Source organism: Agromyces aureus (assembly GCF_001660485.1).
In the GTDB taxonomy this organism is placed as follows: Bacteria; Actinomycetota; Actinomycetes; order Actinomycetales; family Microbacteriaceae; genus Agromyces; species Agromyces aureus.
In genome coordinates this window covers 785,240-811,962 of sequence record NZ_CP013979.1, presented here as the reverse complement: position 1 = coordinate 811,962, position 26,723 = coordinate 785,240, and the positions used below count along the sequence as shown (strand labels likewise).

The following is a 26,723-nucleotide window of genomic DNA, read 5'->3' as shown; positions in this document are numbered from 1 at the left end:
GTTTTCCACCGCTTCATCCACAGTCCATCCCCAATCGGATGCCCCGGTGATCCGCGGATTCCCGCGGAGCCCGCCGAGGTTATCCACAGACCGAAACCAACTCGATTCGCTGCTTGTGGATGGACACCCGGGCGTGTCGCCGAGAACGACACTTGGGGGGTTCAGGATGCCGCGACCCCTACATGTTGTGTTGTCCCTCCATGGTGCCACTACCCACCGACATCACTGAGGGTGCCGGACGCGTGTCGCGCGACGGGCGGTGCGACGGGCCGCGCGAGGGGTCACGCCGCGGGCTCGCGCGAACCTCGCAGCGCGAATCCGAGCAGCACGAGCGCGGCGAGCGCGATCCACGGGCCGAAGCCGAACACGAGCACCAGCCCGACGCCCAGGATGCCGCAGACGACCGCGACTCCGACGGGCACCCGCATGCGGGCGAGCCGCCCGATGCGCCCGACGCGCCCCCGCGCAGAACCGCGGATCGCCGGCCGAGGAGCGCGAAGCGCGTCTCGAGACCCAGCCCGCACGACTGCCGAGGCTCCAACCGACGGGCGCCCCGCAGCGTCGCCCCGCTCCCACCGCGAGAACGCCCGCACGATCCCCGCCGTCACCACGGCAGCTGCGACGAGCCAGATCGGCCGGGTCGCCCACCACTCGGGTTCGAGCGGAACGAGCAGCGCGAGGCCGACGGCCTCGTTCAGCCAGAGCAGCGCCCCGGCGAGCACGATGAACGCCGGCATGTGCCAGAGGTAGAGCGTCATGCCCCATTCGCCGAAGCTCGCGATCGCGCGGGCGGGTCGCGGGCGCTCGGCCCACCGCCGCAGCGCCGGACGCGCGAGCGAGAAGAGCATCAGCTGGGCGACGCCGAGCACGACGAGGCACACGGTCGGCGGGTTCAGGTTCATGAGCAGGTCGGGCGAGTACGGACCGGCGAGCGTCAGGGCGGCGAGCACGCCGAGCGCGGCGACCGCGACGACGAGGCGCGCGGCACGCGGCATCCGCTCGACCGTGCCGTCGGCGAGCCAGAACCCGCCCTGCTGCACGAGCAGCCACACCGCGAGCAGGTTGGCGAACCCGATCGCGTCGATGCCGGTGGCCATGCGCGCGACGTCGACCGCGACGACGACCGCGAGCAGTACGGCGAGGGTCGCGAACGGATGCCGCGAGTGCGCCCGCGCCATGAGCGGCACGAGCGACGTGCACGCGAGGTACACGGCGAGGAACCAGAGCGGCTGACCGATGCGGAATCCGGCGGTCGCGACGACCTCGGCGGGCAGGCCCGCGGCCGTGAGCACGGCGAGCGCGACCCCGACCACGGCGACGAGGGCGATGGCCGGCCGCACGAGGCGCGCGAGCCGACCGCGCACGTAGGCCGCGGCATCCGCCCCTCGCACGTGCATGCGCCGCCACTGCGAGACGGCCGAGTAGCCGCCGATCACGAAGAAGAGGGGCATGATCTGCACGAACCAGGTGGCGGCCGCGAAGCCGTCCCACTGCTCGAGGGCGTTCTCGAGCACCGGGCCGCCCGCCCCCACGCTGACGCCGACCATCATGGCGTGCAGCGCGAACACCACGACGAGGCACGCGGCGCGGGCGGCGTCGATCGCGGCATCCCTGGTGCGGCCGCGCGCCTGCGCCTCCGACGCCGACGCCGACGCCGACGCCGACGCCGAGACTCGAGACGGTACTCGCCGGATCGCGGTGGTGCGCACCGTGTTCAGCGCGCTGCGCTCTGCGTTCAACGTCACGACGACGCTCCTCCCGGGGCGGCGTCTCCGCCCGTGCGGGCAGGCTACGAACGCGGTGCGCGCCGCGGCATCCCCCGTCGGTGCCGTTCACTCCCCCTACCCCGGTACGGGCGAGCGGATGCCGCGTGCCCAACTCAGGACGCAACGACCGACACGCCGCGGGCAGGCCGGTTCGCCCGGCGTGGCGTCGCGTTCGTCCTGAATTGCCCACGCGCGAATCGCGCCGACCGAGCGAGCGGATGCCTCGGGCGGGCGCGCGTCAGCGGCCGGGCTGCACCAGGCCGACGTCGTAGGCGAAGACGACGGCGTGCACGCGATCGCGCAGGTGCAGCTTGGCGAGGATCTTGCCGACGTGCGTCTTCACGGTCTGCTCGGCGATGAACAGGTCGGCGGCGATCTCCTGGTTCGAGCGTCCGCGGGCGATCAGCACGAGCACCTCGCGCTCGCGGGCCGTCAGCGCCGAGAGCAGGTGCTCGTCGACGCGCGGGGCGGGCGCCGTGCGCGCGACGTCCTCGATGAGACGGCGGGTGACGCTCGGAGCGAGCAGTGCCTCGCCCGCGGCGATGACGCGCACGGCGTTCACGACGTCGGCGGGCAGGGCGTCCTTGAGCAGGAATCCGCTCGCGCCGGCCCGGAGCGCCGCGTAGACGTAGTCGTCGATGTCGAACGTCGTGAGCATGAGCACGCGCGGCACGTACTCGCTCGAACGGGGTGGTGTCTGCAGCGCACGGGTCGCGTCGATGCCGTTCAGGCCGGGCATGCGCACGTCCATGACGACGACGTCGGGGCGCAGCTCGTGCGCGAGCACCACGGCCTCGGCGCCGTCGGCGGCCTGCCCGACCACGCTGATGCCGTCGTGCGCGTCGAGCACCGCGGCGAACCCGGCGCGCACCATCGCCTGGTCGTCGGCGATGAGCACCGAGATCGTCACGAACCCTCCCCTGCACGGATGTCAGCAGCGCGGATGTCGGCGGCGGCGCCGGTGCCGTTCTCGGCATCGGACGCGAGCGGCAACGTCGCGCGCACCTCGAAACCGCCGTCGACGGTTTCTCCGCTCTCGATCCTGCCACCGAGCATGCGCACGCGCTCGCGCATGCCGATCAGGCCGTGGCCCGCGCCGGGTTCGCGGCGGGCGGCCGACGGGTCGACCGCTCCCCCGCCTGCCGTCGCGCCACCGGCGGCTGCGGCATCCGGAGCACCCGGAGCACCCGGAGCACCCGGGGCATGCTGCGGCGCATTGCGCACGACGAGGTCGAGACCCGCGCGCTGGCCCGCCGACCGCTCGACCCGCACGAGCGTCGCCGCACCGGGCGCATGCCGCAGCACGTTGCTCAGCGACTCCTGCACGATGCGGTAGGCCGCCCGCGCCGCGGGGCCGCCGTCGAGCAGCCCGGGCGCGAGCTCGAGCGAGACCGGCACCCCGGCGCGCTCGACGCTCGCGACGAGCTCGGGCAGTTCGGCGAGCCCGGGCTGCGGCGCCGTCTCTGGCTCGCCCGAGGGGTCGCGCAGCACGCCCAGTAGCGCGCGCATCTCGGCCATCGCCGACCGGGCGGATGCCGCGATCTCGGCGAACTCGGCCGCCGCCGCCTCGTCGAGCCCCGTGAGCCGGTACGGCGCGCTCGACGCCTGCACCTGGATGATCGACATGCCGTGCGCGATGACGTCGTGCATCTCACGGGCGATGCGCGTGCGCTCCTCGGCGACGAGCCGGCGTTCGTGCTCGACGGCACCCGCGCGCCGCTCCTCGTCGAGCACGGCTCCGAGCCGGGCCCGCCAGGCCGTGACCGCGAGCGCCGCACCGAGCACGAGCGCACTCACGGCGCCGCTCGTGACGAGGTTCGCGATCACGCCGTCGGGCGTCGCCCCGTGACCGGGTACGAACGCGATGCCGAGCGGCAGCACGATGGCGCCCAGCCACAGGGCGCCCGCGGCCTGCGGGAACCCGCGCAGCACGAGCAGCGCCAACGTCGCGCAGAGCAGGATGAGCTGCGGAACGGTGACCGGCCACGGCATACCCGGATCCGCCGAGCCGAGCAGCCCGAACGCCGCCTGCCCCGCGAGGAAGGCGGCGGCCGACGCCCAGCCGTTCCACATGGCGAGCAGCAGGCTGCCGACCTGGAGCAGCGCGATGCCGAAGGCCGCGGCGACGTGCACGTGGTAGACCGCGGCGTCGATCGGCACCGACACGGCGTAGAGCACGACGGAGACGAACGCCGCGAGCACCCACATGACCGTCGCGGGCTCGACGCCCGAGATCGTGCCGAGCGCCGAGGCGGATCCGCCGCGCGAGGGCGATCCTTCGGGGCCGGGTGCCCGACCCCCGGGTCGCGCGGCGGCGACCTCCGACGGAGACGGCGGCGGGGGTGGAACGGGCGGACCCGGTCGTGATGCGGTGACCATGGCGTCACTCTGGCATGCACGCGCGGCGTGCACATCCCTCCAGGGGGCGGTTGCGGCATCCCTCGCAGGTATGGTGCCGAGCCGTGCCGGCCCGATGCCCCACGCCGCTGAGCCGCGCTCAGCCCTTGGCGGCCTTCGCAGCGGCCTTCGCGGCCTGCTTCGTCGCGCGCACCTTGGCGAGCGACTCGGGGTCGACGATGTCGGCGACGGAGCGGTAGGCGTCGGCCTCGCCGTACGGGCCGGCGGCCTCGCGCCATCCGGAGGCCTCGAGCCCGCACTGCTTGCCGAGCAGCGCGAGGAAGATGCGCGCCTTCTGGTCGCCGAACCCGGGCAGCGCCTTCAGGCGCTTCAGCACCTCGGCGCCGGTGGGCTCGCCCCGCGTCCAGATCTGCGTCGCGTCGCCACCCCACTCGTCGCGCACGGCCGTCGCGAGGGTCTGCACGCGTTCGGCCATGGCCCCGGGGAACCGGTGCACGGCGGGCGTCTGATTGAACGCCTCGACGAACGCGTCGGGTGCGACGTCGGCGATCACGGCGGGGTCGATCGAGCCGACGCGATCGCGGATCTTCACCGGGCCCGCGAACGCGGACTCCATGGTGACCTGCTGGTCGAGCAGCATGCCCGTGAGCAGCGCGAACGCGTCGTCGCTCAGCAGTTCGTCGGCGGCCGGGTCTCCGGTGATGTGCAGTGGCATGCGTCCATCCTCCCACCGGGTCGCCCGCGGCATCCGGATGTCTCGTCGAACCCGATCCGTGGCAGCAATCCGGACAGGAAGTGACCGCATGCTTGGCGAGACTGGCGGTAGGCGATTCGATGGAACGGATCGTCCGCATCCCTACCGAGGAGTCACACCATGGACTGGAAGATCGAACTCATCCACGTGCCCGTCAGCGACGTCGACCGCGCCAAGGAGTTCTACGTCGAGAAGCTCGGGTTCAACGCCGACCACGACCAGCAGGTCAGCGACGACCTGCGCTTCGTGCAATTGACCCCTCCGGGCTCGGCGTGCTCGATCGCGATCGGCGAGGGGCTCGGCGCCACGTTGGCACCCGGCTCGCTCGACGTCATCCAGGTCGTGATCGCCGACGCCGACGCCGTGCTGGCCGACCTTCGCGCCAAGGGCGTCGAGTGCGAGGGCGTCGACGAGCAGGCCTGGGGGCGCTTCATCACGCTGAAGGACCCCGACGGCAACACCTGGACCCTGCAGCAGCTGCCCGACTGGTCGCAGGGCGCACAGGCGTCGCAGGCGTCGCAGGCGTAGCGAAGCCGCACGATCGCACGGGCGGCGGCGCGTGGCCGAGCAGTGCGCGGCGACGCATCGGACGACGGGCGGATGCCGCGCGCCGCCCGCGCGCGTAGGCTGCTGGCATGTCCGACCTCTCGCGCTACCTGCCGCTCTCGAACCGGCCGAAACGCGACGAATCCGCCGTGACGAGCACGTGGAACGCCGAGCTCGCCGAGGTGCTCACCGCGCTGACGGCCGTGCTCGCCCCGCTGCCCGACGCGGCGTGGGCGGCCCGGAGCCGCCGCCCGACGTGGAGCGTGCACGACCTCGTCGCGCACCTCGTCTGGCGCCTCTCGACGTCGCGAGGCGAACGCTGGAGAACCAGCGCGCGCTCGCTCGCCGAGCAGGGCTTCAGCGCGGCCGCCGCCGAACTCTCGATCGCGCGCCGCGCCGCCGCATCCGTCGACGGGTCGCCGACCGCGCTCGTCGCACGTCTCACCGAGCTGCGCGACGCCGCCGCCGCCGGTGCGCCGGGCGACGCACGGGAAGGTTCCGGCGCGCGCACCGGCGGCGACGAGCGCGACCGCGACCGCGACGACACCGTGCAGACCGGCATCAGCGCCCTCGCCGAGGCCGTCATCGCCGCCACCGACCTCGGTTCCACGCTCGGCACCCCGATCGCCGTGCCCGAACGCGCCTCAGGGGCCGTGGCGTTGCGCCGCGCACTCGAGGCGCCCACCGAGATCAAGGCCGTGACGCGCGGACATGCGCTCGCGGCGACCGACGCCGGCTGGAGCTTCGGAAACGGGCCCGTGCTGCAGGGCACGGCCGTCGAGATCCTGCTGTTCCTCTACGGCCGCAGCGACACCGCGCCGCGCCCGGCCCCGCGGCGCTGACGGCGCCGCGGCCGGGTCAGCTCGCCGGCGCACTCCACCGGGCACGAGGCATCCGCTCGCCCGCTGACGACGCGCGCCCGGCACACGACAGCGCCCGGCACACGACAGAGGGGCGGATGCCGCAGCATCCGCCCCTCCGTTCAGTTCACGCCGTGCGCGTCGACCTCAACGGCCGCCGCTGCGACGACGGTTGTAGACGTCGAAGGCCACCGCGAGCAGCAGCACGAGGCCCTTGACGACCTGCTGCCACTCGATGCCGAGGCCGATGATCGACATACCGTTGTTCAGCACGCCGATGATCAGACCACCGATGATCGCGCCGCCGATGGTGCCGACACCGCCCTGCACCGCAGCGCCACCGATGAAGGCCGCCGAGATCGCCTCGAGCTCGAAGCCGTCACCGGCCTTCGGGCCGGCCAGGTTGAGTCGGGCCGTGAAGATGAGGCCGGCGAGCGCGGCGAGCGTGCCCATGTTGACGAACAGCCAGAAGTCGACGCGACGCGTCTTGATGCCCGAGAGCTCCGCCGCGTGGCGGTTGCCGCCGATCGCGTAGATGTGGCGACCGAAGACCGTGCGGTTCATCACGATGCCGTACACGAGGATCAGCACGGCCAGGATGATCAGCGTGATCGGGATGCCCTTGTACGACGCGAGCGAGTAGGCGAAGAAGCCGATCGCCGCCGAGACGAGCACGAGCTTGACCGCGAACCACAGCATGGGCTCGACGTCCTGGCCGTACTTCTGGCGGCCGCGGCGGGTGCGCACCTGCTGCACGATGAGGATGATGATCGCGAGGGCGCCGACGCCGAGCGTCAACGGATCGATCTCGAACTCGCCGAAGAGGTCCGTCAGGAAGCCGTTGCCGAGCGCACGGTACTCGGCCGGGAACGAGCCGATGTTGGCGTTGCCGAGCACCACGAGCGCGAGGCCGCGGAAGATGAGCATGCCGGCCAGCGTCACGATGAACGCCGGGATGCCGACGAACGCGATCCAGAAGCCCTGCCAGACGCCGACGAGGGCGCCGATGCCGAGCGAGAGGATGACCGACAGCCACCACGGCAGGCCCCACTGCACGGCGAACACGCCGGAGCAGGCACCGACGAAGGCGGCGACCGAACCGACCGAGAGGTCGATGTGGCCCGCGATGATGACCATCACCATGCCGATGGCGAGCACGAGGATGTACCCGTTCTGCACCACCAGGTTGGAGATGTTCTGCGGGCGGAGCAGGATGCCGTCGGTGAGGATCGCGAACAGCACGACCACCGCGATGAGCGCGATGAAGATGCCGTTCTTGCCGAGGTCGGACAGCACATGGCTGATCCGATCGGTGAACTTGTTGCTCGGCGGGTTGATGTTGCCGCCGACGGCGTTCGACTCGGTGGTCGGGACCTGAGAGGGATTGGACATGGGGTCTCCTGTGATTCGCGCGCGCCCGGGCGTCAGCGCGGCTTTTCCATGGTCATGAGCTTGAGCATCGACTCGGGCGTGGCCTCGGCGATGGGGAGTTCGCCGGTGATGCGCCCCTCGGAGAGGGCGTACACGCGGTCGCAGATGCCGAGCAGTTCGGGCAGCTCGGACGAGATGACGATGATGCCCTTGCCCTGTGCGGCGAGCTTGTTGATGATCGTGTAGATCTCGTACTTGGCGCCGACGTCGATGCCTCGCGTGGGCTCATCGAGGATGAGCACGTCGGGGTCGGAGTAGATCCACTTCGACAGCACGACCTTCTGCTGGTTGCCGCCCGAGAGCTTGCCGGTCTTCACCAGCACGTTCGGCGCCTTGATGTTCATCGACTGCTTGAACTCGGTGGCGACCTTGTACTCCTCGTTGTCGTGCACGAGGCCGAACTTCTCGAGCTTCTTCAGCGACGCCATCGAGATGTTGCGCTTGATGTCCTCGATGAGGTTCAGTCCGTAGGTCTTGCGGTCTTCGGTCGCGTACGCGATGCCCTGCTCGATGGCCTCGGAGACCGTACGGGTCTTGATCTCCTTGCCTCGCAGGAACACCTTGCCCGTGATGCGCGAGCCGTAGCTCTGGCCGAACAGGCTCATCGCGAACTCGGTGCGACCGGCGCCCATGAGGCCGGCGATGCCGACGATCTCGCCGGCGCGCACGTTGAGGTTGACGTTGTCGACCACGACCCGGCTGGAGTCCTGCGGGTGGTGCGCGGTCCAGTCCTCGACGCGGAGCAGTTCGTCGCCGAGGTTGGGGGTGTGGTCGGGGTAGCGGTGCTCGAGGTCACGGCCGACCATGTCCTTGATGATGCGGTCCTCCGTCACCTCCTGCTTCGCGATCGTCTCGATCGTCTTGCCGTCGCGGATGACCGTGACGGAGTCGGCGACCTTCTTGATCTCGTTGAGCTTGTGGCTGATGATGATCGACGTGATGCCCTGCCCCTTGAGGTGCAGGATCAGGTCGAGCAGGTGGTCGGAGTCCTCGTCGTTCAGCGCCGCGGTCGGCTCGTCGAGGATGAGGAGCTTCACCTCTTTCGAGAGCGCCTTCGCGATCTCGACGAGCTGTTGCTTGCCGACGCCGATGTCCATGATCTTGGTCGTCGGGTTCTCGCGCAGGCCGACGCGGGCGAGGAGCTTGGACGCCTCGAAGTTCGTCTTGTTCCAGTCGATGAGGCCGCCGCGGCCCTTCAACTCGTTGTTGAGGAAGATGTTCTCGGCGATCGACAGGTACGGGCTGAGCGCGAGTTCCTGGTGGATGATGACGATGCCCTTGGCTTCGCTGTCCGTGAGGTCCTTGAACTCGACCGTCTCGTTCTCGAAGACGATGTCGCCGTCATAGGTGCCGTAGGGGTAGACGCCTGAAAGCACCTTCATCAGCGTGGACTTGCCCGCGCCGTTCTCACCGCAGATGGCGTGGACTTCGCCGCGCTCGACCTCGATGGTCACGTTGGACAATGCCTTCACGCCGGGGAAGGTCTTCGTGATGCCGCGCATCTCGAGAATGTTGGTGGTCATATTCGCTCCTGCTTCATCGCCGGTGCCCTGTCGGACGCGGATGCCGCGGCCGGACCTGAGGCGAGACTACTCCCGCCCCAGGCTCCGGCCGCGTCATCCCATCAGCGGGTCAACCCGGTCGGGTCGATCAGCCGTTGATTTCCTCTTCGGTCCAGTAGCCGCTGTCGACCAGGACCTCGGTGATGTTGTCCTTGACGACGATCTGCGACTCGAGCAGGTACGAGGGAACGACCTTCACGCCGTTGTCGTAGTCCGTCTCGTTGTTGACCTCGACGTCTTCGCCGTTCAGGATCGCGGCGGCCATGTTCACGGCGACCTCGGCGAGCTTGCGGGTGTCCTTGAAGATCGTCGCGTACTGCTCGCCCGCGTTGATCGCCTTGACCGAGTCGAGCTCGGCGTCCTGGCCCGAGATGACCGGCCAGCCCTCGCCGACCGCGTAGCCGGCGTCGGTCAGGGCCGAGATGATGCCGCGCGAGAGGCCGTCGTACGGCGAGAGGACCGCGTTGACCGTGGAACCGTCGGAGTACGTCGAGGTCAGGATGTTCTCCATGCGCTCCTGCGCGACCTCGCCATCCCAACGGAGGGTTGCAGCCTGCTCGAAGTCGGTCTGACCCGACTTCACGACGAGGGTGCCGTCATCGATCAGGGGCTGGAGGACGTCCATCGCACCGTTCCAGAAGAACGTGGCGTTGTTGTCATCGGGCGAACCGGCGAACAGCTCGATGTTGAACGGACCCGCGGGTGCGCCCTCGATCGGGGTGCCGTCCAGCTCGACCAGGCCGAGACCGTTCAGCACCGACCACGCCTGCTGCTGACCGACGACGAAGTTGTCGAACGACGCGTAGTAGTCCACGTTCTCCGAGTCGCGGATCAGGCGGTCGTAGGCGATGACCGGGATGTCCGCGTCAGCGGCGTCCTGGAGCACCTGCGACAGCGTGGTGCCGTCGATCGACGCGATGATCAGGGCCTCAGCACCCTTGGTGATCATGTTCTCGATCTGCGAGACCTGCGTGGGGATGTCGTCCTCTGCGTACTGCAGGTCGACCTTGAAGCCCTGCTCCTCGAGCTGCTCCTTCACGGCGTCGCCGTCCTGGATCCAACGCTCCGAGCTCTTCGTCGGCATCGCGACGCCGATCAGGCCGCCATCGCCGCCGCCATCGCCGCTGCCGCTGTCGCCCGAACCGCCCGAGCACGCCGCGAGAGCGAGCATGGAAGCCGCCGCCATCGTAGCGAGAAGCACCTTCTTCGTGTTCTTCACGGTGTTTCCTTTCACTGTGTCATTCATGGACGTCATCGTCTTGGTGACAGTCGGAGCGACGGCGCCCATGAACGCCGCTCCCCCACGCCATTCCCGTCGAACCGACCGGATGTCGCAAGCTTGTGTATTGAGTTATGCGCCTTCGGCGCGAGTCATGCCCGGGTCGCCGGCCGACGTGCGTCGGTCGTCTGTCCGTAGACGTTCTGGTATCGGTCGTACAGCCGGTCGATCGCTTCCTGCGGGATCGGGATCAACGGGCCTGCCTCGCGCGCCAGGTGCACCGTGCGAGCGACGTCCTCGACCATGACCGCGGCCTTGACCGCATCCTTCGCACTCGTGCCGATCGTGAACGGGCCGTGATTGGCCATCAACACCGCACGAGACCGGTGACCAGTGAGGGTGTCGACGATGCCGCGACCGATCGAGTCGTCCCCGATGATCGCGAACGGACCCACCGGGATCGGACCACCGAACTCGTCCGCCATCGCCGTGATCACACACGGGATCGGCTCGTTCCGGGCCGCCCACGCCACCGCGTACGTCGAATGGGTGTGCACCACACCGCCGACCTCGGGCATGTTCCGGTACACGTACGCATGCGCCGCAGTATCGGACGACGGGGATCGCTCGGCACCGGGGGTGCCCTCGATCACCTGGCCGTCCAGATCGCACAGGATCATGTTCTCCGGGGCCAGATCGTCATAGCTGACCCCCGACGGCTTGATCACGAACAGGTCCGCACCCGGAACCCGACCAGACACGTTGCCACCCGTCCAGACCACCAGGCCGTACCGCGTCAACTCCGCATGCAACTTCGCAACCTCGGTACGAACCCGCGCGATCGCGACTTCGAGCTGCGGACCATAGGTGCTCATGCGGCGACCGCCCGGATGGCCTCGGAGCCGGAACCGAGAACACGGGCGCACACTCCGGAGGATGCTCCGAACGGGTGCAGGTCACCGTGGTTCACGTGCTGACTCCTTCGTCGATGGTTCGGGTGCGTCGCCCGGTCGTTGGATCGGCGTCATGTGCCGGTCGGATGTGACCGTTCACATGGCGACACTCATGTTAGCCCGATGCCGAGCCGAACTGTCAACTCGGGAGTGGTCACGGATCGGTAACGGCCGGTGCGGCTGTCGGCGTGCGTCGTCAGCACCCCCACATCGGGGCACGGGCAGCCCGGAGGCCCGGAAAGACGTGCGAGACGAGCATTCCGAGCCGGCCCGGAGCACGTTCGGACTCCTTCCATTCGACCCGAAGACGGGTCGCCGAGACGTCGGATTTCATGTGACCGTCACATGTGTGACGGTCACATTCGCGGCCCGACGTGCATAATGAGGGGCGACAAGGCGTGTGACCGTGCACATGCCCACGTACACGAACAAGGAAGTGACCGTGTCAGACGAGCCGTCGAAGGGCCGCGCGCCCAGCATCCGAGACGTCGCGCGCCTGGCCGGCGTCTCCCATCAGACGGTCTCCCGCGTGCTCAACCACCACCCGAGCATCCGCCCCGAGACGAAGCAGCGCGTGCTCGACGTCATGGAGCAGGTGCAGTACCAGCCCAACCGAGCGGCCCGTGCGCTCGTCACGAGCCGATCGCACACCATCGGCATCCTCTCGTCGCAGAGCACCCAGTACGGCCCGGCGTCGAGCATCACGGCCATCGAGGCCGCCGCCCGAGAGGCCGGCTACTGGGTCAGCACGGCCAACATCGACGCCTCCGACGATCGTTCGATCGCCGACGGCCTCGCGCACCTGGTCGCGCAGGGTGTCGAGGGACTCGTGGTCATCGCCCCGCAGGCCCGCGTGTTCGACACGCTCGCCCAGCGCTCGATCGATGTGCCGTACGTCAGCCTGCAGTCGACCGGCAAGGACCCCGACCACACCCTCTCGGTCGACCAGATCGCCGGAGCGCGACTCGCGACCCGTCACCTCATCGAGCTCGGCCACCGCAACATCTACCACCTCACCGGACCCCAGGACTGGATCGAGGCCGAGGCGCGCATGCGCGGATTCCTCGAGGAGATGAGCGCGAGCGACGTGCCGACCACCGCGCCGATCCTCGGCGACTGGACGGCGGACTTCGGCTACTACGCCGGACGCGAGCTGCTCACCGTGCGCGACTTCACCGCGATCTTCTCGTCGAACGACCAGATGGCGCTCGGCCTCATGCACGCGATCCGCGACGCCGGACTCGAGATCCCGCGCGACGTCTCGATCGTCGGGTTCGACGACATCCCCGAGGCCGCGCACTTCTGGCCCCCGCTCACGACCGTGCGGCAGGACTTCGCCGAGCTCGGTCGCCGTTGCGTGGCCCTGCTACTGGGCAGCGACGCCGCGGGTTCGGCGCACCGCGACGCGATCGTGCCCGAGTTGATCGTGCGCTCGTCGACGGGCCGACCCGCCTTCTGAGCAGCGGATGCCGCGCGCAGGCGTCATCGCGAGGGGTCGCCTCCCGCCCGGCATGGTGCCCGTCGAGCCGTGACCGCCGCGCGCGGTATCCGCGACCTGACGCCGGCGCCGCCCTGAAGCCGGTCAGCCGCGCGGCACGCCCGGCGGCCGCACGCGCCCGGCGATGAGCAGGCCGACGATCGCGATGCCCACGGTGACGGCGAAGTCGGCCGTGAACGCACCGGCGCCGATCGCCGACGACACCAGCGCCGTGACGGCGAGGGCGATCGACGCACCGAGCGACTCGGAGATCGTCAGGGCGGCGCTGTTGAAGCCCTGCTCCTCGCGCTTCGACTGGGCGAGCACCGAGACCGAGAACCGCGGGTACATGAACCCCATCGAGGCGCCGGCGAGCGCCCAGGCCACGAACGCGATGACCGGCGGCAGGGTGAACGCGGCCACCGCGAGCACCACGACGAGGGCGAGCACGAGCGTGCTCGCACCGATCTGCACCGCCCGCGTGTCGCTGACCCGGTGGGTGAGGCGCCCCTGCAGCCACGAGGCCGCCGCCCATGTGACGCCGGCGCCCGTGAGCACGACGCCCGCGAGGCTCGGCGACATCTCGTAGTTCTCGATGAAGAGGTACGGCAGGTAGACCTCGCTGCCGAAGAACGCGCCCGCGACGACGAACTTGACCGCCACCGTCGCCGGCATGCCGCGAACGGCATGCAATGTTCCGGGCGGCAGCAGCGGGCGGGCGGCGAGGGCCGCGACCACGATGCCGATGCCGGCGGCGACCCATCGCCACGGGTCGTCGAGCTCCTTCGAGAGGGAGACGGCGAGGGCTGCGGCGGCCGTGAGCACGGCCCACCCGACGCGCCCGAGGCTCCACGGAACCGAGGGGTCGCCCTGCACGAGGTCGCGCACGCGCAGGATCGGCGGCACCATCATGGCCGCGGCGGGCACGACGATCACGATGACGCCGAGGAACACCCAGTGCCAGGTGAACGTCTCGGCGACGAGGCCTGCGAGCGCCGGGCCGACGATCGACGGGATCACCCACGCCGCCGCGAACCCCGCGAACACCCGCGCGCGCAGCGCCTCGGGGTACGCACGCGCGACGATGACGTAGAGCGGCACGATGACCGCGGCGCCGCTCAGCCCGTGCACGAACCGGCCGAGGATGAACACGGTCATGTCGGTCGCGGTGCCCGCGATCACGAGGCCCACGACGAAGAGCGCGGCGGCCGTGATGAGCGAAGGCAGCGGCCCCGAGCGGTCGGTCCAGTTGCCCGCGAGCACCATGCCGATGATGCCCGCGGCCAGCGGCACGGCGAACGAGAGCGCGAACAGCGACTCGCCGTCGAGGTCGCGCACCACGAGCGGCATGATCGTGGTCACGGCCATCGCCTCGAACGCCGCGAGGAAGATCGTCGCGAACATGCCGATCGACAGCCAGGTGTAGGGCGCCGACAGGGGCCCCTTGGCGTCGGGCAGGCGGGGGTCGCCGGTCGGGGCGGATGCCGCGGCATCCGTCGCCCCATGAGCCGACGTCTCGTGAGCGGAGGCCTCGTGAGCGGAGGCCTCAGCCGACGTGTACGCGTCGGCCGCCGGGGCGAGCGAGAACTCGGTCGACTCGGCGCCGCCCGTCTCGATCTCGTCGTTCGCCGCCCCGTCGCCCGTTGATCGCATCACTCGATCGAGCCTACGTCGTGCCGCCGACGTTGCGGTCCGCAGAACGGGCCGGCGCACCGCGAGGAACCGGCGCGCGGCCGGGCGGGCTCAGAGCTCTTCGTGCGTGTCGGGATCGGCGCCCCAGATGCGGCCGCGCTCGAGGCCATCGATCGCCGCGACATCCGCTTCGCTCAATTCGAACGAGAAGACGTCGAGATTCGCCCTGCGCCGATCGGCCTGCGACGACTTCGGAATCGGCACCGAGCCGAGCTGCACGTGCCAGCGCAGCACGACCTGCGGCACCGAACGGCCGAGGCGCGAGGCGATCTCGGTGAGCACGGGCTCGTTCAGCAGGTCGCTCTTGCGGCCGAGCGGGCTCCAGCTCTCGGTGCGGATGCCGTGTTCGGCGTGATAGGCGCGCAGTTCGGTCTGCGAGAAGTACGGGTGCAGCTCGACCTGGTTGACGACGGGGACGACGCCCGTGTCGTACGCGAGACGTTCGAGCATGGGGGCCGTGAAGTTCGAGACGCCGATCGAGCGCACGAGCCCCTTCTCGCGCAGTCGGATCATCGCCTTCCAGCTGTCGACGAACTTGTCGACGCTCGGGTTCGGCCAGTGGATGAGGTAGAGGTCGACCCAGTCGAGGTCGAGCCGCGCACGCGACTCCTCGAAGCTCGCGAGGGTCTCGTCGAACCCGTGGTGACGGCCGGGCAGCTTGGTGGCGACGACGAGGTCGCTGCGATCGACGCCCGAGCGGCGGATCGCCTCGCCGACGACGTCTTCGTTGCCGTAGTTGTAGGCGGTGTCGAGCAACCGGTACCCGTCGGTGATCGCGCCCGAGATCGCCTCGATGCCGCTCTGCTCGTTGAGCCCGTATGTGCCGAGGCCGATCGCGGGAATCGTGTTTCCGTCGCGCAGCGCGTAGGTGGGAAGGCTCATTCCTCCATCCTCACGCACGCGGGCGGCAGATGCACGGTCCCCCGCCGGTCGAGGAGGGCGCGCCGGCGCCAGACCGAGACCACCCGTCGGACGGCACGCTGGTCTCGATACGCTCCTGCGTCGCTACTCGACCGACGGCACCTCGGCGAACGCCCGCACGGGGAAGGTGCCGAACGCCTCGACGCGCGGCGGCACGGCCGTGAACCGCGCGCCCCGCACGGGCACCCGCTCGAGCCCCGTGAGGTGCTCGACCACGTGGATGCCGGCCTCGAGCAGCAGCGAGTGCGCCGGGCGCTCGCCGCCCGACTCGGTGTCGTCGATGTTCAACGCATCGATGCCGACGAGCGCGACCCCGGCCGCGACGAGGTGCCGCGCACCCGCCTCGGTCAGGTAGGGCGAGCCGTGGGCGTACTCGGGCGTGCCGAAACGCCGGTCGAATCCGGTGTGCAGCAGCACCGCCGTGCCCGCGAGCTCGCGGTCGAAGAACACCTCGGCCGGGATGCCGCGGCTCGTCGCATCCGTCAGCCGGAACACCTCGGCGGGCAACCCGACGAGGGTCTCCAGGTCGAGGCTCGCGAGGTCTCCCCCGTCGGCGTAGCGGTGGAACGGGCTGTCGAGGTAGGTGCCCGTGTTGCCCGCCATGGCGATGACGTCGATCTCGAACTCGGTGCCGGGTGCGTAGGCCGCCCGGGATGCCTCGCGCGTGAGGTGCGGCGTGATGACGGGCGCCGGGATGCCCGGGTAGGTCACGAGCCCGGCTCGGATCGGGTGGCTGAGATCCACGAGGGCGCGTGGCGGATTCAGGAGCCGTTCGTGGCGCGCCGCGCCATCAGGGCGCGACGACGGCGAGTCGTCCGGCGCATCCTGAGTTCGCGACACTCCTCGAGATCCGCGGTGGGCCTCCTCGACGATCTCGAGGTTCGAGAGCTGCACGCTGCCGACGAGCGTCAGCCCGAGGTGGCGCACGAGCAGTTCGGCGATCTCGGCCTCGGTCGGGTCGGCGGCGGGCAGGTCGAGACGGAACGCGTCGGCGCGCAGCCCTCCCCCGTTCACGAACGCGATGTCGGCGTCGAAACGGGCGCGGTACTCGGTCATGCGGGGTGCTCCTCGGTGGTGTCGGCGGCGGTCGCGGCGACGACGGATGCCTCGGGGTCGACGGTGGTCCCGGATGCCGCGTGGGTCGCGGATGCCGCGTGGGTTCCGGATGCTGCGGGGCCGACGTCCGTCCGCCGGCCGCGCAGGCGCCGCACGATCGTCACGACGACCGCGGCGACCGCGAGCAGCAATGGCACGAACAGGTTCTGCCAGGCGAGGACGAGCAGGCCTGCCGTCATGACCGTCGCCACGACGGCGAGCCACCAGCCGAACGACCAGCGCTTCAGCAGCAGCGTCGCGGCGAGCATGCCGGCGGCGTAGATCGCGACCATGTTGCTCGTGTGGATCAGGATGAACCCGGTCAGGTCGAGGTCGTTGAGCAGCATCAGGCCGAAGTAGATGAGGATGATGACGCCCGTGAGGGCGAGCGACCGGCGCGGCACCTGCCCGTCGGCGGCGCCCTTCGCGAAGAACCTCGGCAGGTCGCCGTCACGGCCGAGGGCGGCGCCGAGCTTGCCGAACGCGGGCAGGTACGCGTTCATGACGCCGAGGGTGACGATGGCCGCGACGATGGCGACGAGCACCGGGCCGATGCCGGGCGCGGTGGCCTCGACGAGGTCGAGCAGCGGCACCTGTCCGTCGCCGGCACGATCGCCGAGCACCGCGACGGTGACGAACTGCAGTGCGAGGTATCCGGCGCCGACCACGACGACGGCGATGCCGGTCGCGAGCGGGATGATCTTGCGCGGGTTCTTGAACTCCCCGGCGATGTGCGTGCCGACCTCCCAGCCGGCGAACGCCCACACGAACAGGCTGATGGCGACGCCCACCCCGCCCCAGCCGTTCGGGAGGAACGGCGTGAAGTTCGACGCCTCGGCCGCCGGGAACGTCACGGCGACGACGCCGACGACGACCGCCACGAGGAGCCCGGTGAGCACGAACTGCACCCACCCGGCCACGCGCACGCCGAACCAGTTGACGACGAACGGCGGGATGAAGACCGCGAACCCGATGATCGGCACGGCCGAGCGGTCGATGCCGAGCACCGCGACGACGTACTCGCCGCCGAGCACCGCGAGCACGGGCGCGCCGATGCAGACCCCGAAGTAGAACCAGTACCCCGCCATGCGCGCCGCGGTGTCGCCGAGCGCCCGGCGCACGTAGCTCGCGACGCCCCCGGCGTCCGGGTACCGCGAGGCGAGGGCGGCGAACGTGCCGGCGAGCGGGATCGAGAGCACGAGCACGACGGCGACCGCGACGACCGAGGCCGGCCCGGCGGCCGCGGCGGCGAGCCCGGGCAGCACGAGGATGCCGGTGCCGAGCACGCTCGCGATGTACAGGGCCGTGCCCTGCACGAGCCCCAGGCTGCCGTGGTGCTCGCCGATCTGGGAGGCGTCGCCCGCGGTGATGACTGATGCCGCGGCGATGGGTTTCGTGCTCACCCGCTCAGTCTGCGGCATCCGCTCGACGCATGACGATGGCAGGGCTGACGCGCTTCAACGAATTCCTGCCACCGACCGAGCGGATGTCGCATGCCGGCCATCATCGTTCGGTCAGCTGTGGGCGATCGCACGTGTGTATTGCGACCACGAGCGACCGAACGACGCAGGAACGACCCGCCTACAGCCGCGCGAGCGCCTCGTCGATGTCGGCGAGCAGGTCGTTCGCGTCCTCGATGCCGACCGAGAGGCGCACGATCGACTCGGCGACCTCGGCCTCGGTGCCCCGCACCGACGCGTGCGTCATGGCCCACGGGTGGTTCACGAGCGACTCGACGCCGCCGAGCGACTCGGCCAGCTGGAACAGCGTGGTCGACTCGGCGAACCGGCGCGCGGCCTCGCCGCCGCCCGCGAGCTCGATCGAGAGCATGCCGCCGAAGCCCGACATCTGCCGGGCCGCGAGCTCGTGCCCGGGGTGCGACTCGAGCCCCGGGTAGTAGACGCGGGCGATGCCGGAGTGCGACGCGAGCCGCTCGGCGATGAGCTGCGCCGTGGCGCTGTGCCGCTGCATCCGGATGCCGAGGGTCTTGATGCCGCGGGTCGTGAGGAACGCATCGAACGGGCCCGACACCGCGCCGGCGGCGAACTGCGTGAACGTCACCTGCTCGGCGAGCTCCTCCTGCCCCGGCGCGAACACGAGCGCGCCGCCGACGACGTCGGAGTGGCCGCCGAGGTACTTCGTCGTCGAGTGCACGACGACGTCGGCGCCGAGCGCGATCGGCTGCTGCAGCGCCGGCGTCGCGAACGTGTTGTCGACGACGACGAGGGCGCCCGACTCGCGACCGATCTCGGCGAGCGCCACGATGTCGGTGATCTTCATGAGCGGGTTCGACGGCGTCTCGATCCAGAGCACCTTCGTGACGCCGGGCTCGATCGCCGCGCGCACCGCGTCGAGGTCGCCCAGGTCGACCGTGCTGTGCCGCACGCCCCACCCGCCGTGCACCTTGCGGATCAGCCGGTGCGTGCCGCCGTACACGTCGTTGCCGACGACGACGTGGTCGCCGGGCGCGAGCACCGTGCGCAGCAGCGCGTCTTCGGCGGCGAGCCCCGACGCGAACGAGAGCCCGCGGATGCCGCGCTCGAGTGCCGCGAGCTGGGTCTCGAGCGCCGTGCGGGTCGGGTTGCCGCCGCGCGAGTACTCGTAGCCCTCGCGCAGGTTGCCGATGCCGTCCTGCACGTAGGTCGAGGTGAGGTAGACGGGCGGGATCACCGCGCCCGTCGTGGGGTCGAACGCCTGGCCGGCGTGGATCGCGAGCGTGTCGAAGCCGGCGCGGTCGGAGATGTTCATCGTGACATCCGTTTCTGGTTCTGTTCGGGTCTCTGAGGTGGGTTCGCGAGCTGTGCGTCGCGAGGTCTGCGAGGCGCGGGCTCGCGGCATCCGTCGAATCGAGCGAGCGGATGCCGGCGGCTACGCCGAGAGGTAGGTGAGCAGGTCGGTGCGCGTGATGACGCCGAGCGCCTTGCCGCCGTCGGTGACGAGCATCGCGGAGGCGTCGGCGAAGGCCGTGCGCGCTGCGGAGACCGGCTCGTTGACGCCGATGAGCGGCAACTGCTCGCCGATCACGCCGGCGACCTCGTCGGTGAGCTTGACCCGGCCCGTGAAGACCTGGTCGAGTAGCACGTCTTCGGTGATGGTGCCCTTCACCTCGCCGAGTGCGACGGGCGGCTCGGCCGAGAGCACGAGCACCTGCGAGACGCCGGTCGAGGCCATCAGGTCGATCGCCTCGCGCACGCTGTCGCTCGGGTGCACGTAGACGAGGGGCGCCGTGCGGTCGGCCTTCGTGGCGAGCACGTCGGCGATCGTGTGCCCCTCCGGTGCGTTCGAGAAGCCGTAGGCGCGCATCCACTTGTCGTTGAAGATCTTGCCGAGGTAGCCGCGGCCGCCGTCGGGCAACAGCACCACGAACACGTCGTCGGGCGAGGCGTCCTTCGCGGCGCGCAGGGCGGCCGCGACCGCCATGCCGCTCGAGCCGCCGACGAGCAGCCCCTCCTCGTTGGCGAGCCGCCGCGTCATCGCGAACGCGTCGCGGTCGGAGACGGCGAGCACCTCGTGCGGCACCGCGGGGTCGAACGTGTCGGGCCACATGTCCTCGCCGACCCCCTCGACGAAGTACGGCCGGCCGGTGCCGCCCGAGTACACCGAGCCCTCGGGGTCGGCGCCGATCACGCGAACCCGGTCGCCCGAGACCTCGCGCAGGTAGTGACCGGTGCCGGTGATCGTGCCGCCCGTGCCGATGCCGGCCACGAAGTGCGTGATGCGGCCGTCGGTGTCGTTCCAGATCTCGGGACCCGTGGTCTCGAAGTGCGCGCGAGGACCGTTCGGGTTGGCGAACTGGTTCGGCTTGTAGGCGCCGGGCGTCTCGCGAACGATGCGGTCGGAGACGCTGTAGTACGACTCGGGGCCGTCGGGATCGACCGACGTGGGCGTCACGACCACCTGGGCGCCGTAGGCCGTGAGGACGTTGCGCTTCTCCTCACCGAACTTGTCGGGCACGACGAAGATGCACCGGTAGCCGCGCTGCTGCGCGACCAGCGCGAGCCCGACGCCCGTGTTGCCCGAGGTCGGCTCGACGATCGTGCCGCCGGGCTGCAGCAGCCCGTCGCGCTCGGCTGCGTCGATCATGCGCGAGGCGATGCGGTCCTTCACCGAACCGCCCGGGTTCAGGTACTCGAGCTTCACGAGCACGGTCGCCTCGGTCGCACCGGCGACCACGCGGTTGAGCTTCACGAGCGGCGTGTTGCCGACGAGGTCGACGATGGATTCTGCGTACTTCATGGTGAGGGTTCTCCCCTGGGTGTCGTCATCGTGGTGCGCCGTGCGAGACCCGCTGAGCGGGCGCAGGGGCGCGAAAGGTCATGGTCGGTCTGAGCGACGACAACAACGACACGTGAGCAGCACGAGAGACACCCTACCCTGCGGCGGCCTGGCTTGCGCGCCGCCGTTTGTCGCGCGCGGTGCCGGCGGCGAAGACCGCCTCGGAGTCCTCGAGCGCCATGCCCTTGGTCTCCGGCACCTTCCAGAGCACGAAGACGAACGAGAGCACCGCGAACGCCGCGTACATCGCGTAGGTCCAGAACAGCGAGAACTCGGACATCGACGGGAACGACACCGTGATGAGGAAGTTCGCGATCCACTGCGCCGCGGCCGCGAGGCCGAGCGCGCGACCACGGATGCTGTTGGGGAAGATCTCGCCGAGCAGCACCCACACGAGCGGACCCCACGAGAAACCGAACGCGACCACGAACAGGTTCGCGGCGACGAGCGCGACCGGGCCCCAGGCTCCCGGCAGGCTCACCTCGCCGTCGACGGTCACCGAGTTGGCGAAGGCGATCGCCATCGTCGCGAGCGTGACCGCCATGCCGGTCGAGCCGATGAGCAGCAGTGGGCGACGACCGACCTTGTCGACGAGGGCGATCGCGATGAAGGTCACCACGATGTTCGTGACCGACGTGAACACGCTGATCGTGAACGAGTCGGACTCGTCGAAGCCGACGGCCTTCCAGAGCGTCGTCGAGTAGTAGAAGATCACGTTGATGCCGACGAACTGCTGGAACACCGACAGCAGGATGCCGATCCAGACGATGCCCTTGAGGCCGAGCACGGGGCCTCGGAGCGTGCCCTGCGACTCGGCGACCTCGTCGCGGTGCAGCGACCCGGTGATGTCGGCGACGGCCTTCTCGGGGTCGGGGCTGCCGATGCGCTCCAGCACCTCTGCGGCCTGCTTGTCGCGGCCCACCTTGACCAGGTAGCGCGGCGACTCGGGCAGCAGCAGGGCGATCACGCCGTAGACGATCGACGGCACCGCGCACGCGAGGAACATCCACCGCCATGCCTCGAGCCCGAACCAGAACGGCTGGTCGGCGCCGCCCGCGGCCGCCGCGAACAGCGAATCGGAGAGCAGTGCGGCGAAGATGCCGAAGACGATCGCGAGCTGCTGCAATGACGCCAGCCGGCCGCGGATCGCACTCGGCGAGATCTCGGCGATGTAGGCCGGCGCCACCACCGAGGCGATGCCGATGCCCATGCCGCCGAGCACGCGCCAGACGATGAGGTCGACGACGCCGAACGCGAAGCCCGCACCGATCGACGAGACGAGGAACAGCACGGCGCCGATGATCATCACCGGGATCCGGCCGAACCGGTCGGCCAGACGGCCGGCGAGTTCGGCACCGATCGCGCAGCCGAGCAGGGCGCTCGCGACCGCGAACCCGGTCACCGCCGCCGAGAGCGAGAACTCGTCTTGGATCGCATCGACCGCGCCGTTCACCACCGACGAGTCGAATCCGAAGAGGAAACCGCCGACGGCACCGGCTGCGGCGAGCCCGATGACCTTGCGATTCACGCTCTTCGGCAGTTGCTGCGCGTCACCTTTGACATCACTCATCGGATCCCCCTCGCCCTCATCGGCGTTCCCCCGGCCGTGGTGCGAGCCTATCGCCAACCGGGGCTCGTGGGCAGGTGCTCCTGCTGCCGGGAGAGTGTCGCGTAGACGCCGTCGGCCGCCACCAGCTCGGCGTGCGTGCCGCGCTCGACGATGCGCCCTGCGACGACCACGAAGATCACGTCGGCCGAGATGACGGTCGACAGGCGGTGCGCGATCGCGATCGTGGTGCGCCCCTTCGCAGCGTCGTCGAGGGCCTGCTGCACGACGCGCTCGGAGATCGTGTCGAGCGCGCTGGTCGCCTCGTCGAGCACGAGCACGGGCGGGTCCTTGAGCAGCACGCGCGCGATCGCGATGCGCTGCTTCTCGCCGCCCGAGAGTCGGTAGCCGCGCTCGCCCACGGTGGTCGCGTAGCCGTCTGGGAAGGACGCGATGGTCTCGTGGATGTTCGCCGCTCGGGCCGCGGCCTCGAGCTCGGCATCGGTCGCGTCGGGCTTCGCGTACCGCAGGTTCTCGGCGATCGAGGCGTGGAACAGGTAGGTCTCCTGGCTCACGATGCCGATGTTGCGCACGAGCGACTCCTGCCGGAGGTCGCGCACGTCGTCGCCCGCGAACCGCACCGTGCCTCCGGTGGCCTCGTAGAGCCGCGGCACGAGGTACGACACGGTCGTCTTGCCCGCGCCGGAGGGCCCCACGAACGCGGCGAACTGGCCGGGCTCGATCACGAAGCTCACGCCGTCGAGCGTCGGCGCCGTTTCATCCGTCGCATCGGGGTACCGGAAGGTGACGTTCTCGAACTCGACGCGACCGAGGGCTCTCGCCGGTCGAGGAGCGCCCGACGCAGGAGGACGCGTCTCGAGACCCGCGACGTCGCGGGCGTTCGGCGCATCGACGATGGTCGGGCGCAGGTCGAGGTATTCGAAGATCCGCGCGAACAGCGCCGTCGAGGTCTGCAGGTCGAGCGAGACCCGCATGAGCGCCATCAGGGGGAACAGCAGCCGCGCCTGCACGGTGGTGAACGCCACGATCGTGCCGGCCGTGACATCCGTCGCCCCGTTCGCGATGAGCAGGCCCGACGCGAGGTACACGATCGCGGGGATCGAGGACATGAAGATGCCGACCATGGCGAAGAACCACTGCCCCGTCATCTGCTGGCGCACCTGCAGGCCGACCTGGTTGCGGTTCTCGTCGGCGTAGCGGTCGATCTCGTTCTGCTGTCGCGTGAACGACTTCGAGAGCAGGATGCCCGAGACGCTCAGGGTCTCCTGCGTGATCGCCGTCATCTCGGAGAGCGACTCCTGCGTCTCGCCCGCGATGCGCGCCCTGACGCGCCCGACCCGCCGCTGCGCGAACACCATGAACGGCATCAGCACGAGCGCGACGACCGTCAGCTGCCAGTTGAGGATCAGCATCGCGACGAACGCCGAGATCACGGTGACCGTGTTGCCCAGCACGCTCGAGACGGTGTTCGTCAGCACCGAGGCGACCCCGCCGACGTCGTTCTGCAGCCGCGACTGGATGACGCCCGTCTTCGTGCGCGTGAAGAAGCTCAGCTCCATCGACTGCAGGTGGGTGAACATGCGCACGCGGAGCGCGCCCATGACGTTGTTGCCGATCGTCGCCGTCATCCACGTCTGCCACACGGCGAGCAGCGACGACACGACGTAGATGCCGATCATCGCGGCCACGATCCAGGCGAGCACCTGGAGGTTCGGCCCGGTGGTGGTGCCGTCGTTCGCCGGGTCGGGCGGGAACAGGCCCTCGTCGAACGCGCGCTCGGTGAGCAGGGGCGGGATCACGCTGAGACCGGCGCCCACGAGCACGAGCACGACGACGACCGTCAGCTGGGCGCGATGCGGCCGGAACAGCTCGCCGATGCGCCCCAGCAGGTTCGGGATCTTCGGCGCCGCGTCGTTCTCGGCGCGCTGCGCCGACTCGTCGGCACCCGAGATGCGCGTGCGCGGCTTGCCGAACCGACCCGATTGCCCTCCGGGCGCGCCCCCGCCACCGCCGTGCATGCTCATGGGCCAACCCTACGTCCGGCCTCGGACCCGACCGCCCGTCGCGGTCGAGCCGACGGGCCTGTTCGCTCCGGGCGTCGGTCGGCACGAGCGGCCACGGCGAGCCTCCCAGGGCGAGCGGATGCCGCGGGCGGCCGCCCGCGGCATCCGACTGCCTGCTGGTTCCGAAGCCCGACTACCCCTTGGTCGAGCCCGCGAGCAGCCCTCGCACGAAGTAGCGCTGCAGGCTGAAGAACACGATCAGCGGAATGATGATCGAGATGAAGGCGGCCGCGGTGAGCAACTGCCAGTCCTGTCCCCTGGTTCCGGTGAGCTCCGCCAATCGTTGGGTCAGTGGCGCCACGTCTTGTGTGCCGCCAGAGAAGATCAACGCGACGAGCAGGTCGTTCCAGACCCAGATGAACTGGAAGATCGCGAAGGAGGCGATCGCGGGCACCGACAACGGCAGCACGATGCGGAAGAAGATCTGGCCGTGCGTTGCGCCGTCGACGCGTGCCGCCTCGATCACGTCGGCCGGGATCTCCGAGATGAAGTTGTGCAGCAGGAAGATCGCGAGCGGCAGGCCGAAGATGGTGTGCGCGATCCAGAGGGGCAGGTAGTTCTGCTCGGGGATGATCGGCACGATGTCGTGCAACCACGCCTGCATCGGCCGCAGTACGGTCGAGAAGATCTGCAGCAGCGGCACCAGGGCCATCTGCAGCGGGATGATCTGCAGCGCGAAGATGATGACGAAGAGCACGCCGACGCCCTTGAACCGCATCCACGCGAAGGCGTACGCGGCCATCGACGCGAACACGAGCGGGATGATCGTGGCCAGCAGCGCGATCGCGATCGAGTTGACGATGTACGAGCCGAGCTGCGGTGACGACGACGAGGTCGACAGCAGGACGTCCTGGTAGTTCTCCAGCGTGAAGCCGGGGTTGGTGAAGATGGTCCACCACCCGGTCGTGCGGATCAGTTCGGCCGGCCGGAACGACGAGATGAACAGGCCGAAGGTCGGGATCGTCCAGAGCAGCGCGATGATGAGCGACGCGACCGTGGCGGTGCGCGAGGTGAGGCGCTTCTTGACCCTGATGGTCTTCGGTTCGACGTAACCGGAGGCCTCGGCGTCGGCGGTGGCGTCGAGGGCGCCTCGGTTCTTGCCGACGGGCAGGTCGGGCGGGGCGATGCTCATCGGATCTCCCTCTGCTTGCGGAGCACGTTGACGTTGTAGATGACGATCGGCAGGACCATGACGAACAGGATGAGCGCGAGGGCCGACCCTCGCCCGATCTCGCTCGCGCGGAACGCCTGGGTGTACATCTCGTTGGCCACGATGCTGGTGTTGAAGTTTCCGGCGGTCATCGTGCGCACGATGTCGAACACCTTGAGCGTGGCGATCGAGATCGTCGTGAGCACGACGACGAGCGACCCTCGGATGCCGGGCACGATCACGTTCGTGAAGCGCTGCCATCCGTTGGTGCCGTCGAGCTGCGCCGCTTCGAGCTGCTCGGTCGCGATGCCCTTGATGGCCGCGCTCAGCACGACCATCGCGAAGCCGGTCTGCACCCAGATCATGACGACGATGAGCAGGATGGTGTTGATCGGGTCGGTCTGCAGCCACTGCACGGGTTCGCCGCCGAACGCGACGACGATGGCGTTCAGCAGGCCGATCTGCTCGCGGTCGCCGGAGCGGTACTCGTAGACGAACTTCCAGATGACGCTCGCGCCGACGAACGAGATCGCGATCGGCATGAACAGGATCGCCTTGTAGAACTTCTCGCCGCGCGACCGGTCGATGAAGACCGCGTAGGCGAGCCCGACGGCCGTCGCGAAGGTCGGCACGAGCAGCACCCAGATGACGGTGTTGATGAGCGTGCGGATGGCGGCGGGCTGCGTGAACGCCCAGACGAAGTTGTCGAACGTCCAGGCGCCCGACGAGGTCTGGAACGCCAGGATGCTCGTGCGGATCGCCGGGTAGACGAGGCCGACGGCCACGAGGATCACCGCAGGTGCGAGGAACCCGACGAGCTGCCAGTAGTCGCGCCCCTTCTTGGGCGCCTTGTCGATGAAGAAGATGAGGAGGCCCACGATCGCCGCGAACACGGCGAGCCCCATCACCACCTGCAGGATCTTGCCGAGCAGATCGGCCGTGGTCATCGTGCCTCCCAAATTCCTCGTTGAATTCAGCCGTTGGATGAAGCCGGTTCGCCGAGGGGTGGGGTTCTTGGAACCCCACCCCTCGAC

Annotated in this window: 21 protein-coding genes; 3 read left to right on the top strand and 18 right to left on the bottom strand. The window is 69.8% G+C overall.

Features of this window, described 5'->3' with window-relative positions:
• Nucleotides 1-281: 281 nt before the first annotated feature.
• The 4 genes from ATC03_RS03465 to ATC03_RS03450 form a co-directional block, all read right to left on the bottom strand.
• Nucleotides 282-1,745: an acyltransferase family protein gene (locus tag ATC03_RS03465; protein WP_067873139.1), complete on the bottom strand. Its 1,464-nt coding sequence runs from the start codon at nt 1,743-1,745 to the stop codon at nt 282-284.
• A gap of 259 nt (nt 1,746-2,004) precedes the next feature.
• On the bottom strand, nt 2,005-2,676 hold the full coding sequence (locus ATC03_RS03460) for a response regulator (RefSeq protein WP_067873135.1): 672 nt from the start codon (nt 2,674-2,676) through the stop codon (nt 2,005-2,007).
• A complete protein-coding gene (locus ATC03_RS03455) occupies nt 2,673-4,145 on the bottom strand; it encodes a sensor histidine kinase (RefSeq protein WP_084003257.1) in 1,473 nt (490 codons plus the stop codon). The genes ATC03_RS03460 and ATC03_RS03455 overlap by 4 nt, the downstream gene beginning before the upstream one ends.
• 118 nt (nt 4,146-4,263) lie before the next feature.
• Complete coding sequence (locus ATC03_RS03450) at nt 4,264-4,839, bottom strand: HhH-GPD-type base excision DNA repair protein (RefSeq protein WP_084003256.1); 576 nt, start codon at nt 4,837-4,839, stop codon at nt 4,264-4,266.
• Nucleotides 4,840-4,998: 159 nt separating this feature from the next.
• Between ATC03_RS03450 and ATC03_RS03445 the strand changes: the two genes are divergently transcribed.
• Both ATC03_RS03445 and ATC03_RS03440 read left to right on the top strand, forming a co-directional pair.
• Nucleotides 4,999-5,406, top strand: coding sequence for a glyoxalase superfamily protein (locus ATC03_RS03445; protein WP_067873129.1), 408 nt, complete (start codon nt 4,999-5,001; stop codon nt 5,404-5,406).
• Nucleotides 5,407-5,513: 107 nt separating this feature from the next.
• Nucleotides 5,514-6,266, top strand: a complete 753-nt coding sequence (locus ATC03_RS03440) for a maleylpyruvate isomerase N-terminal domain-containing protein (protein WP_067873125.1) — start codon at nt 5,514-5,516, stop codon at nt 6,264-6,266.
• Nucleotides 6,267-6,431: 165 nt separating this feature from the next.
• Here the strand turns inward: ATC03_RS03440 and mmsB are convergent, their stop codons facing one another.
• From mmsB to ATC03_RS03420, 4 genes are all read right to left on the bottom strand, one after another.
• Nucleotides 6,432-7,676, bottom strand: a complete 1,245-nt coding sequence (gene mmsB / locus ATC03_RS03435; protein WP_067873122.1) for a multiple monosaccharide ABC transporter permease — start codon at nt 7,674-7,676, stop codon at nt 6,432-6,434.
• A 32-nt stretch (nt 7,677-7,708) separates the two neighbouring features.
• Complete coding sequence (gene mmsA / locus ATC03_RS03430) at nt 7,709-9,238, bottom strand: multiple monosaccharide ABC transporter ATP-binding protein (RefSeq protein WP_067873119.1); 1,530 nt, start codon at nt 9,236-9,238, stop codon at nt 7,709-7,711.
• A 127-nt stretch (nt 9,239-9,365) separates the two neighbouring features.
• Complete coding sequence (gene chvE, locus ATC03_RS03425; RefSeq protein WP_084003678.1) at nt 9,366-10,463, bottom strand: multiple monosaccharide ABC transporter substrate-binding protein; 1,098 nt, start codon at nt 10,461-10,463, stop codon at nt 9,366-9,368.
• A gap of 185 nt (nt 10,464-10,648) precedes the next feature.
• Nucleotides 10,649-11,371 carry an L-ribulose-5-phosphate 4-epimerase gene (locus tag ATC03_RS03420; protein ID WP_067873116.1) on the bottom strand — a complete coding sequence of 241 codons (723 nt, stop codon included), beginning with the start codon at nt 11,369-11,371 and terminating at the stop codon, nt 10,649-10,651.
• Nucleotides 11,372-11,861: 490 nt separating this feature from the next.
• Between ATC03_RS03420 and ATC03_RS03415 the strand changes: the two genes are divergently transcribed.
• The gene (locus ATC03_RS03415) at nt 11,862-12,908 is read left to right on the top strand and encodes a LacI family DNA-binding transcriptional regulator (RefSeq protein ID WP_169829236.1); all 1,047 of its coding nucleotides are present in this window, start codon (nt 11,862-11,864) and stop codon (nt 12,906-12,908) included.
• Nucleotides 12,909-13,031: 123 nt separating this feature from the next.
• Here ATC03_RS03415 and ATC03_RS03410 read toward each other — a convergent pair whose 3' ends face one another.
• The 10 genes from ATC03_RS03410 to ATC03_RS03365 all read right to left on the bottom strand — a co-directional run bounded on the left by ATC03_RS03410 (nt 13,032) and on the right by ATC03_RS03365 (nt 26,636).
• Complete coding sequence (locus ATC03_RS03410) at nt 13,032-14,579, bottom strand: MFS transporter (protein ID WP_084003255.1); 1,548 nt, start codon at nt 14,577-14,579, stop codon at nt 13,032-13,034.
• A 90-nt stretch (nt 14,580-14,669) separates the two neighbouring features.
• On the bottom strand, nt 14,670-15,500 hold the full coding sequence (locus ATC03_RS03405; protein ID WP_067873113.1) for an aldo/keto reductase: 831 nt from the start codon (nt 15,498-15,500) through the stop codon (nt 14,670-14,672).
• 123 nt (nt 15,501-15,623) lie between these two features.
• Nucleotides 15,624-16,595, bottom strand: a complete 972-nt coding sequence (locus tag ATC03_RS03400; protein WP_067873110.1) for a cyclase family protein — start codon at nt 16,593-16,595, stop codon at nt 15,624-15,626.
• A complete protein-coding gene (locus tag ATC03_RS03395; protein ID WP_227820222.1) occupies nt 16,592-18,037 on the bottom strand; it encodes an APC family permease in 1,446 nt (481 codons plus the stop codon). The genes ATC03_RS03400 and ATC03_RS03395 overlap by 4 nt, the downstream gene beginning before the upstream one ends.
• Before the next feature lie 178 nt (nt 18,038-18,215).
• Nucleotides 18,216-19,382 carry a cystathionine gamma-synthase gene (locus ATC03_RS03390; protein WP_067873104.1) on the bottom strand — a complete coding sequence of 389 codons (1,167 nt, stop codon included), beginning with the start codon at nt 19,380-19,382 and terminating at the stop codon, nt 18,216-18,218.
• 120 nt (nt 19,383-19,502) lie between these two features.
• Nucleotides 19,503-20,870 carry a cystathionine beta-synthase gene (locus ATC03_RS03385; protein WP_067873100.1) on the bottom strand — a complete coding sequence of 456 codons (1,368 nt, stop codon included), beginning with the start codon at nt 20,868-20,870 and terminating at the stop codon, nt 19,503-19,505.
• Between the two features lie 133 nt (nt 20,871-21,003).
• Entirely contained in the window at nt 21,004-22,479 is a 1,476-nt protein-coding gene (locus ATC03_RS03380) for a sugar porter family MFS transporter (RefSeq protein ID WP_067873098.1), read from the bottom strand.
• A gap of 47 nt (nt 22,480-22,526) precedes the next feature.
• A complete protein-coding gene (locus ATC03_RS03375) occupies nt 22,527-24,500 on the bottom strand; it encodes an ABC transporter ATP-binding protein (RefSeq protein ID WP_084003254.1) in 1,974 nt (657 codons plus the stop codon).
• A 172-nt stretch (nt 24,501-24,672) separates the two neighbouring features.
• Nucleotides 24,673-25,671 carry a carbohydrate ABC transporter permease gene (locus ATC03_RS03370; protein ID WP_067873095.1) on the bottom strand — a complete coding sequence of 333 codons (999 nt, stop codon included), beginning with the start codon at nt 25,669-25,671 and terminating at the stop codon, nt 24,673-24,675.
• Complete coding sequence (locus ATC03_RS03365; protein ID WP_067873092.1) at nt 25,668-26,636, bottom strand: carbohydrate ABC transporter permease; 969 nt, start codon at nt 26,634-26,636, stop codon at nt 25,668-25,670. Before ATC03_RS03365 ends, ATC03_RS03370 begins: the two co-directional genes overlap by 4 nt.
• Nucleotides 26,637-26,723: the final 87 nt, after the last annotated feature.

Excerpts from the sequence above, each read along its gene's own strand:
- ATC03_RS03365 (WP_067873092.1), bottom strand. The coding sequence starts at position 26,636 with ATGACCACGGCCGATCTGCTCGGCAAGATCCTGCAGGTGGTGATGGGG.
- ATC03_RS03445 (WP_067873129.1), top strand. The coding sequence starts at position 4,999 with ATGGACTGGAAGATCGAACTCATCCACGTGCCCGTCAGCGACGTCGAC.
- ATC03_RS03405 (WP_067873113.1), bottom strand. The coding sequence starts at position 15,500 with ATGAGCCTTCCCACCTACGCGCTGCGCGACGGAAACACGATTCCCGCG.
- ATC03_RS03385 (WP_067873100.1), bottom strand. The coding sequence starts at position 20,870 with ATGAAGTACGCAGAATCCATCGTCGACCTCGTCGGCAACACGCCGCTC.
- ATC03_RS03410 (WP_084003255.1), bottom strand. The coding sequence starts at position 14,579 with ATGCGATCAACGGGCGACGGGGCGGCGAACGACGAGATCGAGACGGGC.
- ATC03_RS03375 (WP_084003254.1), bottom strand. The coding sequence starts at position 24,500 with ATGAGCATGCACGGCGGTGGCGGGGGCGCGCCCGGAGGGCAATCGGGT.
- ATC03_RS03390 (WP_067873104.1), bottom strand. The coding sequence starts at position 19,382 with ATGAACATCTCCGACCGCGCCGGCTTCGACACGCTCGCGATCCACGCC.
- ATC03_RS03370 (WP_067873095.1), bottom strand. The coding sequence starts at position 25,671 with ATGAGCATCGCCCCGCCCGACCTGCCCGTCGGCAAGAACCGAGGCGCC.
- ATC03_RS03400 (WP_067873110.1), bottom strand. The coding sequence starts at position 16,595 with ATGACCGAGTACCGCGCCCGTTTCGACGCCGACATCGCGTTCGTGAAC.
- ATC03_RS03380 (WP_067873098.1), bottom strand. The coding sequence starts at position 22,479 with ATGAGTGATGTCAAAGGTGACGCGCAGCAACTGCCGAAGAGCGTGAAT.
- chvE (WP_084003678.1), bottom strand. The coding sequence starts at position 10,463 with ATGGCGGCGGCTTCCATGCTCGCTCTCGCGGCGTGCTCGGGCGGTTCG.
- ATC03_RS03420 (WP_067873116.1), bottom strand. The coding sequence starts at position 11,371 with ATGAGCACCTATGGTCCGCAGCTCGAAGTCGCGATCGCGCGGGTTCGT.
- ATC03_RS03450 (WP_084003256.1), bottom strand. The coding sequence starts at position 4,839 with ATGCCACTGCACATCACCGGAGACCCGGCCGCCGACGAACTGCTGAGC.
- ATC03_RS03455 (WP_084003257.1), bottom strand. The coding sequence starts at position 4,145 with ATGGTCACCGCATCACGACCGGGTCCGCCCGTTCCACCCCCGCCGCCG.
- mmsB (WP_067873122.1), bottom strand. The coding sequence starts at position 7,676 with ATGTCCAATCCCTCTCAGGTCCCGACCACCGAGTCGAACGCCGTCGGC.
- ATC03_RS03440 (WP_067873125.1), top strand. The coding sequence starts at position 5,514 with ATGTCCGACCTCTCGCGCTACCTGCCGCTCTCGAACCGGCCGAAACGC.
- ATC03_RS03415 (WP_169829236.1), top strand. The coding sequence starts at position 11,862 with ATGCCCACGTACACGAACAAGGAAGTGACCGTGTCAGACGAGCCGTCG.
- mmsA (WP_067873119.1), bottom strand. The coding sequence starts at position 9,238 with ATGACCACCAACATTCTCGAGATGCGCGGCATCACGAAGACCTTCCCC.